Genomic DNA, 13,303 nt, shown 5'->3' on the forward strand with positions numbered 1-13,303 from the left:
TGGTCAGGAAACGCCGCGGGCCCCGACAGCCGCACGGCGCTTCCTGACCACCAGCCCCGCGCTCAGTCGGCGGCGAGGGCCTCGACCGGCGCCACGCGCGTGGCCAGGCGCGTGGGGGTCACGGCGGCGACGAGCGTCAGCGCCGCCGCGGCGAGCACCACCCCGCCGACGGTGAGCCACGGCACGGCCGGCAGCACGATGAACGACGAGATGCCGAGCTGCGTGGGCACCGACCCGAGCACCGACTGCGCCCCGGCCCAGCCGTAGGCCACGCCCAGGATCAGGCCGAACGTCAGGGCGGTGAGCGTGATGTGCACGGCCTCGAGCAGCACCATGTTGCGGATCTGGCGGTTCGACAGCCCGAGCGAGCGCAGCAGGCCGAGCTCGCGGCGGCGCTGCACCACGCCGATCGTGAGCAGGTTCACCAGGCCGACGGCCGCGATCACGGCCGAGACGCCCACCAGCACCGTCATGACGATGGCGAACTGGTCGAGCACCTCGAGGCGCTCCTGCGGGTAGCCCGCCGTCTCGGCGCTGCGGATCATCACGGTCTGCGCGGTCTCGGCGGCCACGGCGAACATCGTCACCAGCGTCACGCCGATCACCACGCCGATGGCCATGCGGCTCGACCGCTCGGGGTAGCGCAGGGCGTTCTCGGCCGCGAGGCGCGAGACCGCGGTGCGCCCGAAGAGGCGACCCACCAGGCGCAGGAGCGGCGGCATGATCGCCGTCGACCCGATCACGAGGCCGGTGAACGACACCAGTCCGCCGAGGAAGGCCGGCACGATGCCGAGCGGCGACAGCATGCCCGTCATCGCGCCGACGCCCAGCAGCGCGGCGCCGATCCCGATCAGGATCATCGAGGTCACGTTGCGCGCGGGGCGCGAGAACTCGTCGTGGGCGCGCTCGACGGACCCGCCCAGCGCCTGCAGCGGCGTGACGGTCAGCACCCGGCGCGATCCGACCCAGGCGGCCGCCCAGGTCGTCAGCACAACGACGACGGCGGGGATCAGCAGCTGCGGCTGGGCGACGTCGTAGGCGACATCGCCCACCAGGCGCTGCGCCGCGAGGATGCCGAGCGCGCCGATCGCCATGCCGGCCGCGAGGCCGACCAGGGCGCCGATGGCCCCGACCACCAGGCCCTGCGTCGCGACCTCGCCGCGCTGAGAGCGGGCGGTCGCGCCGATGAGGCGCATCAGGGCGATCCGGCGGGTGCGGCCCGCCACGATGGTCGAGAAGGTGTTCGCGGTCACGATGGCGGCGACGTACAGGGCCAGCGCCAGCAGGATCACACCCAGGATCGCGATGACGGCGAGCGCGAGGCCCGAGTCGCCGATGTACGGATCGGCGGCGATCATCGCGCCGATGAAGCCCGTCGCGCTCAGCAGCAGCACGCCGAACGCGCTGGACAGGGCGGCGACGAGGATCGAGGCCCCCATGCCGCGGTCGCGGAGGTACGCGAAGCGGGTGTGCCAGGGCGCGGTGCCGGAGGTGTCGGGCACCACCGCGGCGAGCGCGCTCACGCCGAGACCTGCGCTTCCGCCTGCTCGCCCGCGAGCATGTGCGCCGAGATCTGCTCGGCGGTCTGGCGGGGCTTGTCGGCGGCGATGCGGCCGTCGGCGAGGAACAGCACGCGGTCGGCGTGGCTCGCGGCGATCGGGTCGTGGGTGACCATCGCGATGGACTGACCGTGGTCGCGGCTGGCGGTGGCGAGCAGCGCGAGCACCTCGCGGCCGGTGCGCGAGTCGAGGTTGCCGGTGGGCTCGTCGGCGAAGACCAGGTCGGGCGCCGTGGCGAGCGCGCGGGCGATCGCCACACGCTGCTGCTGGCCGCCGGACAGCTCGTGCGGGCGGTGGCCGAGGCGGGGCCCGAGGCCGAGGGAGTCGATGAGTCCGTCGATGCGGGTGCGCTCGGCGGTGGTGGGCGCACGGCCGTCGAGGGCGAACGGCAGCAGGATGTTGCCGCGCACGTCGAGGGTGGGCACGAGGTTGAAGGCCTGGAAGACGAAGCCGACGCGGCGGCGGCGCAGCAGCGTCAGGTCGGTGTCGCCGAGGCCCGCGATCTCGGTGTCGCCGATCCACGCGCGGCCGCTGGTGGGGGCGTCGAGCCCGGCCATGATGTGCATCAGCGTCGACTTGCCCGAGCCGCTGGGGCCCATGATCGCCGTGAACTGCCCGCGTCGGATCCCGACGGTGACGTCGTCCAGCGCGCGGACCGATCCGTCGCCCGCTCCGTAGGTCTTGGTGAGGTTCTGCACGCGGGCGGCGAGCCCCATGTCGGTGGTCGTGATCTCCATGCTCTCGAAGCTACGGATCGCGGATCGCCGGGTAATCGGCCGCGCGGCGCATCCCTGTACATCTGCAGGATGATCCCGCGGCGGCTGGTGCGGGGGTGGCGGGTGCGCTAGATTTGAATCATTCAATTCTTGAGCGATCGGCCTTCGTATGTCCCCCGACGACCACAAGCACCCCGAGGGTGCCGAGCAGCTGCTGCGCGCCGCGGCCCTGCGTGTCACGGGGCCTCGCGTGGCGACGCTGCAGGCAGTCCGCGGCAATGCGCACGCCGACACCGAATCGGTGATCCGGGCGGTGCGCGAGCAGCTGCCGAGCGTCTCGCATCAGGCCGTCTACGACTCGCTCGCCGCCCTCACGGAGGCCGGCATCGTCCGGCGGATCCAGCCCAGCGGCCGCGTGGCGCTCTACGAGTCGCGGGTCGGCGACAACCACCACCACCTCGTGTGCCGCTCGTGCGGGCTCGTCGTCGACGTCGCCTGCGTGCACGGCACGGCCCCGTGCATGGCCCCGAACGACGACGCCGGCTTCTCGATCGACGAGGCCGAGGTCATCTTCTGGGGGCTGTGCGCCGAGTGCCGCCCGAGCGCGGCCTGAGCACGCTCCTCCTTTCTTTCCCCTCTTTCCCTCTCCCTCCCTTCACGTCCCCCACGAAAGGCGACCATGACCGAGAACACCGGTTCCTGCCCGCTCGGATACGACGCTCCGGCCGGCTCCGTCCAGCCCGCGTCCGTCGACAGCGAGCCCGCTCTGCCCGGCACCGAGGCCCACGTCGGCGCCTCGCCCGCCCGCCGCGTCCACCCGACCATGGGCTCGGCCAACGCCGAGTGGTGGCCGAACAAGCTGAACCTCAAGATCCTCGCGAAGAACCCCTCCGTCGCGAACCCGCTGGGCGAGGACTTCGACTACACCGAGGCCTTCAACGCCCTCGACCTCGCCGCCGTCAAGGCCGACCTCGCCGCGGCGATGACCGAGTCCAAGGACTGGTGGCCCGCCGACTTCGGCCACTACGGCCCGTTCATGGTGCGCATGGCCTGGCACTCGGCCGGCACCTACCGCTCGCACGACGGCCGCGGCGGCGGTGGCGCCGGTCAGCAGCGCTTCGCCCCGCTGAACTCGTGGCCCGACAACGTCAACCTCGACAAGGCCCGCCGCCTGCTGTGGCCCGTGAAGAAGAAGTACGGCCAGTCGATCTCGTGGGCCGACCTGTTCATCCTCGCCGGCAACGTCGCGCTCGAGACGATGGGCTTCCCCACCTTCGGCTTCGCCGGCGGCCGCCCCGACGTGTGGGAGGCCGATGACGACGTCTACTGGGGCCCCGAGCAGGTCTGGCTGGACGACGAGCGCTACACCGGCGAGCGCGACCTGGAGGCGCCGCTGGCCGCCGTGCAGATGGGCCTCATCTACGTGAACCCCGAGGGGCCCAACGGCAACCCGGACCCGCTCGCCTCAGCCAAGGACATCCGCGAGACGTTCCGCCGTATGGGCATGAACGACGAGGAGACCGTCGCCCTGATCGCCGGCGGCCACACCTTCGGCAAGACGCACGGCGCCCACAAGGACGACCGGATCGGTGCCGACCCCGAGGCCGCCCCGCTCGAGAACCAGGGCTTCGGCTGGAAGAACGGCTACGGCGATGGCCACGGCGAGGACACCGTCTCCTCCGGCCTCGAGGTCACGTGGACCTACCACCCGACCCGCTGGGACAACGAGTTCTTCCACATCCTGTACGCCTACGAGTGGGAGCTGTTCCAGTCGCCCGCCGGCGCCAACCAGTGGAAGCCGAAGGACAACGGCGGCGCCGACCTCGTTCCGATGTCGCACTCGGACGGCAAGCGCGAGCCGCGCATGCTCACCTCGGACCTGGCCCTGCGCTTCGACCCGGAGTACGACAGGATCTCGCGTCGCTTCAAGGACGACCAGCAGGCCCTCACGGACGCGTTCGCCCGTGCCTGGTTCAAGCTGACCCACCGCGACATGGGCCCCAAGGCGCGCTACCTCGGCCCCGAGGTGCCCGCCGAGGACCTCATCTGGCAGGACCCGCTGCCCGCTGAGGGCGGCGCGACCGACGAGGCCTCCATCGCCCGCGCGAAGGAGCTCATCGCCGCGGCCGGCCTGTCGGTCTCGGAGCTGGTCTCGACCGCGTGGAAGGCGGCGGCCACGTTCCGCTCGTCCGACAAGCGCGGTGGCGCCAACGGCGGCCGCATCCGTCTCGAGCCCCAGGTCTCGTGGCGCGTCAACCGCCCCGAGTCGCTGAAGCCGGTCATCGCCAAGCTCGAGGCCGTGGCGGCCGAGTCGGGCCTGTCGTTCGCCGACGTCGTCGTCCTCGCCGGTGGCGTGGGCGTCGAGCAGGGCGCGGCCGCGGCCGGCGTGCGCATCGAGGTGCCGTTCACCCCGGGCCGCGTCGACGCCACGCAGGAGCAGACCGACATCGAGCAGTTCGCCTGGCTCGAGCCGGTCGCCGACGGCTTCCGCAACTACGACAGCGGCTACCTCAAGCTGCCGAGCGAGTACCTCTTCCTCGACCGCGCCAACCACCTGGGCGTCTCGGCGCCCCAGGCCACGGTGCTCGTCGGCGGCCTGCGTGTCCTCGGCGCCAACTGGGACGGCTCGAACCAGGGTGTCTTCACGGCCACCCCGGGTGTGCTCACGAACGACTTCTTCGTGAACCTGCTCGAGCTCGGCACCGAGTGGACCACCAACGAGGACGGCACCTACAGCTCGAACACGGGCTTCACCGGCTCGCGCGTCGACCTGGTCTTCGGCGCCAACTCGGAGCTGCGCGCGCTCGCCGAGGTCTATGCCTCGGACGACGCGAAGGAGAAGTTCGTCGCCGACTTCGCGGCCGCGTGGGCCCAGGTCATGGAGAACGACCGCTTCGACCTCAAGAAGTAGGCCGCAAGGCGCACGTCACGAAGGGGGTGGGTTCCGCAGGGAGCCCACCCCCTTCGTCGTGCCCGGCCGCCGCCCCCGGGCGCCGGCGAGGACGCCGCTGGCCACAACCACGCCCGCCACGAGCAGCCCGCCGCCCGCGAGCTCGCCGGGAGTGGGCACCTCGCCGCGGACGATCCAGGCGCTGAGGATCCCCACCACCGGAACCAGCAGGATCCAGGGCGCGACCGACGAGGCCGGGTTGCGTGCGAGCAGGCCGTTGTAGATGCCGTACCCGATGAGCGTCGCGCCGATCACCGTGTACGCGGTCGACGCCGCCGCCGCCCAGCCGAACGCGGCGATGCCCCGCGCGACCGCGTCCGGTCCGTCGATCAGCAGCGCCAGCGCGAGGGCCGGCACGGGCACAACGAGGCCGGACCAGACGGTCATCCCGAGCCCGCCCGGCGCCTTGGCGGCCCGGGCGATCACGTTGCCGATCGCCCACGACAGCGCGCCGGCCAGGCACAGCGCGAGCGCGGCGAGGGGCACGTGGCCGCCGCGGCCCACCGCCACGATCGCGAGCCCCGCCGATCCGAGGATCACCCCCGCGATCTGCGCGGGCGTGGGGCGCTCGCGCAGCACCCCCGCGGCGATCAGGATCGTGAGCACGACCTGCGCCTGCAGCACCAGCGAGGCAAGGCCCGGCGGCATGCCTGCGGCCATCGACACGTAGAGGAAGCCGAACTGGCCGAGCGCCATGAAGGCGCCGACGCCCACGATCTTCTGCCAGGCCACCCGCGGGCGCGGCACGAACCAGATGGCGATGAGCACCACGGCGGTGAACCTCACCGCCAGGAACAGCAGCGGCGGCACCCCGCCCATGCCCAGATCGATCGCCACGAAGTTGACGCCCCAGAGCAGGGCGACGAGGGCGGCGAGGAGGGCATCACGACGAGGCATGACCTCAGCCTGAGGCGCCCGTGGATGAAGCACCAGCGAACGTTCCTTCATGAGAACACGTAGCATCGCTGCATGATCGACCTCGATGCCCTGGTCGCCCTGCGGGCGATCGCCGCGCACGGCGGCGTCGGCGCGGCGGCGGCCGAGCTCGGCTTCACCCCGAGTGCGGTGTCGCAGCAGATCAAGCGCCTCGAGCGCCAGACCGGGGTCCCGCTGCTGGAGCGCGTCGGCCGCGGGGTCATGCTCACGGGCCACGGACGGCACCTCGTCGAGGCGGGCGCACGGCTGCTCGCCGACCTCGAGCAGGTCGAGGCGGGCGTGCGGCGCCGGGCGGGCGCCGTGGCCGGGCGGATCCGCCTCTCGGCGTTCTCGACGGCCACCCGCGGGCTGGTCGCGCCGGTGATCCGCCGCCTGCAGGACCGCCACCCCGATCTCGAGATCGCCCTGACCGAGCGCGAGCCCTGGGACTCGATCGACCTCGTCGCGAGCGGCCGCATCGACGTCGGCATCGCGCACAGCTGGGGCGACGTGCCGCTGGAGATCCCGGATCACGTCGTCGCGGTGCCGATCGCGCGCGACATCGCGGACGTCATCGTGCATCGCACGCACCCGCTCGCGGGACGCGCGCACGTCACGCCGCACGACCTGCTCGACGAGGGCTGGATCGCCACCCCGGACGGCACCATCTGCCGCCAGTGGCTCGGCCGCATGCACGACGGCACCGGCCGCCGCCCGCGCATCGCGCACGTGTCGACCGAGTTCGACAGCCACCTCGCCCTGGTGCGGGCGCAGCTCGGCATCGCTCTCATCCCGCGCCTCGGCCGCGCGCCGCTCGGAGACGAGCTCGTCGCCGTGCCCACGCGAGACCCCGAGCCCACCCGCGACGTCCTCGCGCTGCACCGCGGCACGATGTCGGACTCGCCCGCGGTGGCGGCGCTCATCGAGGCGCTGCGCGAGGCGTCCGCTCCCGCCGGCTGAGCGGGGCGCCTCAGAGCGATCCGAGCCCGTGCTCGAAGGCGAACACCACCAGCTGCACGCGATCGCGCAGCGAGAGTTTCGTGAGGATACGGCTGATGTGCGTCTTCACGGTGGCCTCGGAGAGGAACTCGCGGGCGGCGATCTCGGCGTTGCTGAGGCCGCGGGCGGCGAGGGCGAAGATCTCGCGCTCGCGATCGGTGAGGTCGCCGAACGACGGCGGCGCCGGCCTCGGGGCCTCGCCGAAGTGGGCGAACAGGTCGCGCGTGGCCGATGCGGCGATGACGGAGGACCCGGCGTGAACCGTGCGGATCGCCGCGAGCAGGAACTCGGGGTCGGCGTCCTTCAGCAGGAAGCCGGACGCCCCCTGGCGGATCGCCCGCGCCGCGGCCTCGTCGAGATCGAACGTGGTCAGCATCACGATCCTCGGCGGATCGGGCCGGGTGAGGATCTCGGCCGTCGCGGCGAGGCCGTCCATCACGGGCATGCGGATGTCCATGAGCACCACGTCGGGGCGGGTCGCGGCGACCACCGCGAGCGCCTCCCGGCCGTCGCCGGCTTCGCCGACCACCTCGAGGTCGGGCTGCGAGGCGACGAGCATGCGGATGCCCGCTCGGAACAGGGCCTGGTCGTCCACCAGTACGACGCGGATCATCCGTCGATCCTGTCATCCGGGGCGGGGCACGTCCGACTCCGCGCCCGTGCGCCGGCCGAAGGCGCCAGGACGCGAGCCGCGGCGAGCCGGGTCATTCGGCGGCCCGGATCGGCAGGGTGGCGCGGACGAGGAACGATCCCGCTTCGGCGGAGGCGTCGAGGCTCCCGCCGACGAGCTGGGCACGCTCGCGCATGCCGATGAGCCCGTGGCCGCCGCCGTCCGACCCGCGCGCCTCGGTGCGGATGCCGTTGCGGATCTGCAGCCCCACCCGATCCGGCAGCCACGACAGGCCGACGTCGACCGGCCCGCCGTCGCCGTGCCGGAGGGCGTTGGTGAGCCCCTCCTGCAGGATCCGGTAGACGGCCAGCTGCACCGCGGTCGGCGGGGTGCCGAGCGGGGTGGGATCGACGTCGACGCGCAGGTCGACGCCCGCCGCGCGCACCTGGGCGTAGAGCTGCTCGAGGTCGGCCAGGCTCGGCTGCGGCCCGACCGCCTGCTCCTCGCCGAACTGGCTGTGCCGCAGCTGCGTGAGCAGCAGGCGCACATCGGCCAGCGCGGCGCGCGAGGTCTGGCTGATCGTGGTGAGCGCGCGGGTCGCCGCCTCCGGGTCGACGGCCGCCGCGTAGCGCGCGCCGTCGGCCTGCGCGATCACCACGGCGAGCGAGTGGGCGACGACGTCGTGCATGTCGCGGGCGATGCGGCCGCGCTCCTCCTCGGTGGCGGCGCGGGCCTCGGCCTCGCGCTGCGCACGCCGCACGTCGCGGCCCCGCACCACGGAGCGGAACAGGGCGCCCGCCGTCCAGGACAGCAGCAGCGCGAACAGCACCGCGAGGAACGACGCGATCGCGTAGCCCAGCCCCTCGAGGCCGTTCGCGTACCCGTTGAAGGGGCCGGCGAGATACAGGGTGACGATGATGGCGCCGATGCCCGCCGACACGCATCCGGCCCAGTAGACGAGCCGGGAGCCGTAGGCCGCCGTCGCGAACAGCACAACGAACGTCGCCGCGTTGGCGAGCAGGGGCGGCTGCCCGGTCGCGATCTGGAACAGGGAGCCCGCCCACACGACCACGAGCGCGATCGGCGGGCTCACCCGGCTCAGCATCAGCGCGACGAGCATCACGGCGATCGTGGTCCCGGTGAGCCAGGGGCCGGGTGTGACGGCGAGGCCGCGCATCACAACGGCGGCGAGCCCGAACAGCAGCCCGATGATCCCGTCGACCAGCCACTGGGTCGTGCTGACGGGTCGGATCAGCGGACCGATCCGCTCGCGCCAGCCGCGCGTCGTGCTCTCATCCATCCTTCTCACCGTACGGGCGCGACGTGCCCCGCACATCCGTCGCGCGATGTATCCGCGCCCGCTCCGCCGCCAGCGCGCCGCGCCTAGGCTCGAACGGTGGAACCCCTGCACGACGACGCCGTCCGCCATTTCGCCTCCGACAACTACGCCGGCGCCCACCCCGAGGTGATCGCCGCGCTGACCGCCGCGAACGGCGGGCACACGGTCTCGTACGGCGAGGATCCGTACACCGCGCGACTGCACGAGCAGTTCGTCGAGCTGCTGGGCGAGGGCGTCGAGGTGTTCCCGGTGTTCAACGGCACGGGCGCGAACGTGACGGCGCTGCAGTCGATGCTCACGCGATGGGGCGCGGTGATCACGCCGGCGCCCGCGCACATCAACACCGACGAGGGCGGGGCGCCCGAGAAGGTGGGCGGGTTCAAGCTCATCCCCGTCGCGACCCCGGACGCTCGGCTGACGCCGGATCGGATCGAGGCGGTCGCCGGGTCGCGGGGCGTCCACCAGGCCGTGCCGCAGGTGGTCTCGATCACCCAGTCGACCGAGCTCGGCACGCTGTACTCGGTCGACGAGATCGCCGCCATCGCCGATCGCGCCCATGCACTGGGTCTCGCGCTCCACGTGGACGGGGCCCGCATCGCCAACGCCGCCGCCGCCCTCGGGGTGCCGCTTCGCGCCCTCACGCGCGACGCGGGCGTCGACGTGCTGAGCTTCGGCGGCACCAAGAACGGCGCGATCGGCGCCGAGGCCATCGTCGTGCTGAACCCCGACGCGGTCACGGGCATCGACTTCCTCCGCAAGAGCGCCATGCAGCTGGCCTCGAAGATGCGCTTCGTCTCGGCCCAGCTCGTCGCGCTGCTCACCGACGACCTCTGGCTGCGCAGCGCGTCGCACGCGAACGCCATGGCCGCACGCCTGCGGGCGGGGATCGAGTCCGGGCTCGCCGACGGGACGATCCGCGACGTCGCGTTCACGCAGCCCACGGAGGTCAACGGCGTCTTCGCGACGCTTCCGCCCGGGGCGGCCGACCGCGTCCGCGCGCGCGGGTTCCGCTTCTACGACTGGGACGAGTCGACCGGCGAGGTGCGCTGGCTGACGAGCTTCGACACCACCGAGGCTGACGTGGACGCCTTCGTCGCGGCCGTCGCCGACGCCACGGCGGGCTGAGCCGCACCGCCGCTCGGGCCGCCCGCCGCTCCCGCCACGCGGGTCGCGACACGCCCGGGATACACGGCTCTTGCGCGGAGAACGCACGTTCTCATATGGTTTCAACCAAGCGAGAACGAACGTTCTCAACCAGGCCGAAAGAGGACATCATGGGTTACATCACCGTCGGACAGCAGAACTCCACCGCCATCGAGCTGCACTACGAAGACCAGGGCCAGGGCCAGCCGGTTGTGCTCATCCACGGCTACCCCCTCGACGGCAGCAGCTGGGAGAAGCAGACCGTCGAGCTGCTCGCCGCCGGCTACCGCGTGATCACCTACGACCGCCGCGGCTTCGGCGGATCCTCGAAGGTCGCCGCCGGCTACGACTACGACACGTTCGCCGCCGACCTCAACACCGTGCTCGAGACGCTCGACCTGCGCGACGTCATCCTGGTGGGCTTCTCGATGGGCACCGGCGAGCTCGCTCGCTACGTGAAGAACTTCGGCAGCGAGCGCATCGCGAAGCTCGCCTTCCTCGCCTCGCTCGAGCCCTTCCTCGTCGAGACCGACGACAACCCCGAGGGCGTGCCGGCGAGCGTGTTCGAGGGCATCAAGTCGGCCGCCCAGGCCGACCGCTATGCCTGGTTCACGAACTTCTACAGCGACTTCTACAACCTCGACCAGAACCTCGGATCCCGGATCAGCGAGGAGGTCGTCCGCGCTAGCTGGATCACGGCCATCGGCAGCGCTCCCGTCGCCGCGTACGCCGTCGTCGACTCCTGGATCGAGGACTTCCGCCCCGACGTGGCCGCCGTCCGCGAGGCGAACGTCCCGACCCTGATCCTGCACGGCACCGAGGACCGCACGCTGCCGATCGACGCCACCGCGCGTCGCTTCCACGAGGCCGTTCCCGCGGCCGAGTACGTCGAGATCGAGGGCGCCCCGCACGGCCTGCTCTGGACCCACGCCGACGAGGTCAACGCCGCGCTGCTCTCGTTCGTGCAGGCCTGATCCTGCTTTCGCGACCGGATCCGAGAACGCTAGTTCTCGGATCCGGTTATCTTTGTACCCGGGGAGGAATCGACATGACCACCGACGCAGACGCCCGCACGCAGATCATCCGGGCGGCCAGCCGCCTGTTCTACAGCCAGGGGATCGGACGGGTCGGCATGGACGCCGTGCGCGACGCCGCCGGAGTCTCGCTGAAGGCGATCTACAAGCAGTTCCCCTCGAAGGAGGACCTGGTCCTCGGGGTGCTCGGCAACCTCCACGACCGGTGGAACAGCGACATCGACGGGGCGCTCGCCCAGGCGCAGAGCCCCCGCGAGAAGCTGCTCGCCGTCTACGACTACCTGTCGGTCTGGTTCGAGCGGTCCGACTTCCGCGGCTGCGGCTTCATCAACGCGTTCGGCGAGCTGGGCGCGGGAAGCCCCGCGATCGCCGAGGCCGTGCGCGAGCACAAGCTCTCGTTCCTGGCGATCGTCGACCAGCTGGTCGCCGATGCCGGCGGGCCCGCCGAGCTCGGCCCGCAGCTGGCGATCCTCGCCGAGGGCGCGCAGACGACCGCGGCGATCCTCGGCGACGCCGAGATGGCGACCGTGGCGCGCGGTGCGGCCGAGACCCTGATCGACGCGGCGTTCGCTTGATCAGCGCAGCATGCCGACGCTGGCCAGCGCGGCGCGGATGAGGGTGGCGCGGCCACCCTCCATCTCGGAGGCGAGCGTCGCCGACGACGCCTCCTCCGGCGTCATCCAGGTCACCTCGAGCGCATCCTGACGCGGATCGATCGTGCCCGTCACCGGAACGACGAACGCGAGCGACACGGCGTGCTGGCGGTCGTCGTGGTAGGCGCTGACCCCCGGGATCGGGAAGTACTCGGCCACGGTGAACGGCACCGGCGACGGCGGCAGCAGCGGGAACGCCATGGGGCCGAGGTCGTTCTCGAGGTGGCGGAACAGCGCGTCGCGCACGGTCTCGCCGAAGCGCACCCGCCCCGACACGATCGTGCGGGTGATCTCGCCCATCGGCGTCGCCCGCAGCAGGATGCCCACCTGGGTGACCTGGCCCGTCCCGTCGGTGCGCACCGGCACCGCCTCGACGTACAGCACCGGCATACGACGCCGGATCTCGGCGAGCTCGATGTCGCTCAGCCACGCGGGGTTCGCGCCGCCGCCCGGCACTCCGCCGAATCCCGCGGCGCCCACCGCCGAGAAATCGGCGTCGTCGTCGGACGGCTGGTCCTGGGGGTCCGGATCGGGGGTGCGCACGGCCATGACTCCTGTATACCCGGTGCCTCGGGCCGACGCGCACGCCGGGGCCCCGGGAGGCGCCCGACGGGCGGCGCCCGGCTAGCCCCTGAGCTGCCCGAGCCGCTTGTCGAGGAAGACGCGCACGTCCTCGAGCTCGAGCTCGGAGACGGCGTGGCGCAGGGCCGGATAGATGCGGCCGACGAGGTCGGAGTGCGCGGGCAGCCAGTCGGTGGTGTGCAGGACGAGCGCCTCGGGGATGACCTCATCGAGCGCTCCGCGGCCCCAGAACACGGGAGGGCGCAGCTCGGCGAGCTCGGCGTCGCGCGGCAGCTCGCCCGGTGACGCGTAGCCCGACAGGTTGACGACGAACGAGATGCGCGCGGGGTCCAGGCGCAGCATCTGCAGCGCCACCGCCCCACCCTGCGAGAACCCGAGCAGGCCCACGGGCGCGTCGCCGGCCACGTCGGCGATCCAGGCGAGCACCGCCTCGGCCGCGAGGGTCGTCGGCGCCGCGTCGCGGGCTTCGAGCCCCTCGATCGGATACCAGGATCGCCCGGGCGTCGGGAACGGCGGCGCCAGCGGCGCCCGCACGGCGGCGATCGCGAACTCTGCGGGCAGATGAGGCACCAGCGCGAAGAGGTCGTGCTCGTCGGCGCCGTAGCCGTGCAGCAGCACGAGCAGGGGGCGGCCGTCGGGCTCGCCCGACCACAGCACCGCGTCGGGATCGAGGGAGAGAGTCACCCGCCCAGTCTCTCCCGGCCCGCCGACATCCGCACCCGGAGACGGCTCCCCACGGGCCCGTGATCCGCGCCGCCGATGCCGGGCCGCCGCACCGTGGGAGGGCGACGCCGGGAGCGCAA

Annotated in this window: 13 protein-coding genes; 6 read left to right on the forward strand and 7 right to left on the reverse strand. The window is 72.5% G+C overall.

Going from position 1 to position 13,303, the window contains the following annotated elements; translation table 11 throughout:
* Window positions 1-62: 62 nt before the first annotated feature.
* Together ACOKGD_RS13280 and ACOKGD_RS13285 are read right to left on the reverse strand one after the other, a co-directional pair.
* Window positions 63-1,523, reverse strand: coding sequence for an FtsX-like permease family protein (locus ACOKGD_RS13280; RefSeq protein WP_342337830.1), 1,461 nt, complete (start codon window positions 1,521-1,523; stop codon window positions 63-65).
* Window positions 1,520-2,296 carry an ABC transporter ATP-binding protein gene (locus tag ACOKGD_RS13285; RefSeq protein ID WP_342337832.1) on the reverse strand — a complete coding sequence of 259 codons (777 nt, stop codon included), beginning with the start codon at window positions 2,294-2,296 and terminating at the stop codon, window positions 1,520-1,522. The genes ACOKGD_RS13280 and ACOKGD_RS13285 overlap by 4 nt, the downstream gene beginning before the upstream one ends.
* A gap of 148 nt (window positions 2,297-2,444) precedes the next feature.
* Between ACOKGD_RS13285 and ACOKGD_RS13290 the strand changes: the two genes are divergently transcribed.
* Window positions 2,445-2,888 (forward strand): Fur family transcriptional regulator, encoded by a 444-nt coding sequence (locus tag ACOKGD_RS13290; RefSeq protein WP_342337834.1) that lies wholly within the window; start codon window positions 2,445-2,447, stop codon window positions 2,886-2,888.
* 66 nt (window positions 2,889-2,954) lie between these two features.
* The gene (katG, locus tag ACOKGD_RS13295) at window positions 2,955-5,186 is read left to right on the forward strand and encodes a catalase/peroxidase HPI (protein ID WP_421355062.1); all 2,232 of its coding nucleotides are present in this window, start codon (window positions 2,955-2,957) and stop codon (window positions 5,184-5,186) included.
* Window positions 5,187-5,201: 15 nt separating this feature from the next.
* On the opposite strand, the gene ACOKGD_RS13300 is transcribed toward katG, so the two are convergent.
* Window positions 5,202-6,122 (reverse strand): EamA family transporter, encoded by a 921-nt coding sequence (locus tag ACOKGD_RS13300; RefSeq protein ID WP_342337836.1) that lies wholly within the window; start codon window positions 6,120-6,122, stop codon window positions 5,202-5,204.
* Window positions 6,123-6,194: 72 nt separating this feature from the next.
* Between ACOKGD_RS13300 and ACOKGD_RS13305 the strand changes: the two genes are divergently transcribed.
* A complete protein-coding gene (locus tag ACOKGD_RS13305; RefSeq protein WP_342337838.1) occupies window positions 6,195-7,100 on the forward strand; it encodes a LysR family transcriptional regulator in 906 nt (301 codons plus the stop codon).
* 10 nt (window positions 7,101-7,110) lie between these two features.
* On the opposite strand, the gene ACOKGD_RS13310 is transcribed toward ACOKGD_RS13305, so the two are convergent.
* Both ACOKGD_RS13310 and ACOKGD_RS13315 read right to left on the reverse strand, forming a co-directional pair.
* Window positions 7,111-7,752: a response regulator transcription factor gene (locus ACOKGD_RS13310; RefSeq protein WP_342337839.1), complete on the reverse strand. Its 642-nt coding sequence runs from the start codon at window positions 7,750-7,752 to the stop codon at window positions 7,111-7,113.
* A 91-nt stretch (window positions 7,753-7,843) separates the two neighbouring features.
* A complete protein-coding gene (locus ACOKGD_RS13315) occupies window positions 7,844-9,049 on the reverse strand; it encodes a sensor histidine kinase (protein ID WP_342337840.1) in 1,206 nt (401 codons plus the stop codon).
* Window positions 9,050-9,145: 96 nt separating this feature from the next.
* On the opposite strand from ACOKGD_RS13315, the gene ACOKGD_RS13320 reads away from it, so the two are divergent.
* The 3 genes from ACOKGD_RS13320 (at window position 9,146) to ACOKGD_RS13330 (ending at window position 11,840) form a co-directional block, all read left to right on the forward strand.
* The gene (locus ACOKGD_RS13320; RefSeq protein ID WP_342337841.1) at window positions 9,146-10,213 is read left to right on the forward strand and encodes a threonine aldolase family protein; all 1,068 of its coding nucleotides are present in this window, start codon (window positions 9,146-9,148) and stop codon (window positions 10,211-10,213) included.
* A 149-nt stretch (window positions 10,214-10,362) separates the two neighbouring features.
* Window positions 10,363-11,205 (forward strand): alpha/beta fold hydrolase, encoded by an 843-nt coding sequence (locus ACOKGD_RS13325; RefSeq protein ID WP_342337842.1) that lies wholly within the window; start codon window positions 10,363-10,365, stop codon window positions 11,203-11,205.
* 74 nt (window positions 11,206-11,279) lie between these two features.
* Complete coding sequence (locus ACOKGD_RS13330) at window positions 11,280-11,840, forward strand: TetR/AcrR family transcriptional regulator (RefSeq protein WP_342337843.1); 561 nt, start codon at window positions 11,280-11,282, stop codon at window positions 11,838-11,840.
* Here ACOKGD_RS13330 and ACOKGD_RS13335 read toward each other — a convergent pair whose 3' ends face one another.
* Window positions 11,841-12,467 (reverse strand): NUDIX hydrolase family protein, encoded by a 627-nt coding sequence (locus ACOKGD_RS13335; RefSeq protein ID WP_342337844.1) that lies wholly within the window; start codon window positions 12,465-12,467, stop codon window positions 11,841-11,843.
* Window positions 12,468-12,542: 75 nt separating this feature from the next.
* A complete protein-coding gene (locus tag ACOKGD_RS13340; protein ID WP_342337845.1) occupies window positions 12,543-13,184 on the reverse strand; it encodes an alpha/beta hydrolase in 642 nt (213 codons plus the stop codon).
* Window positions 13,185-13,303: the final 119 nt, after the last annotated feature.

Source organism: Microbacterium phosphatis, from assembly GCF_049177115.1.
In the GTDB taxonomy this organism is placed as follows: domain Bacteria; phylum Actinomycetota; class Actinomycetes; order Actinomycetales; family Microbacteriaceae; genus Microbacterium; species Microbacterium phosphatis.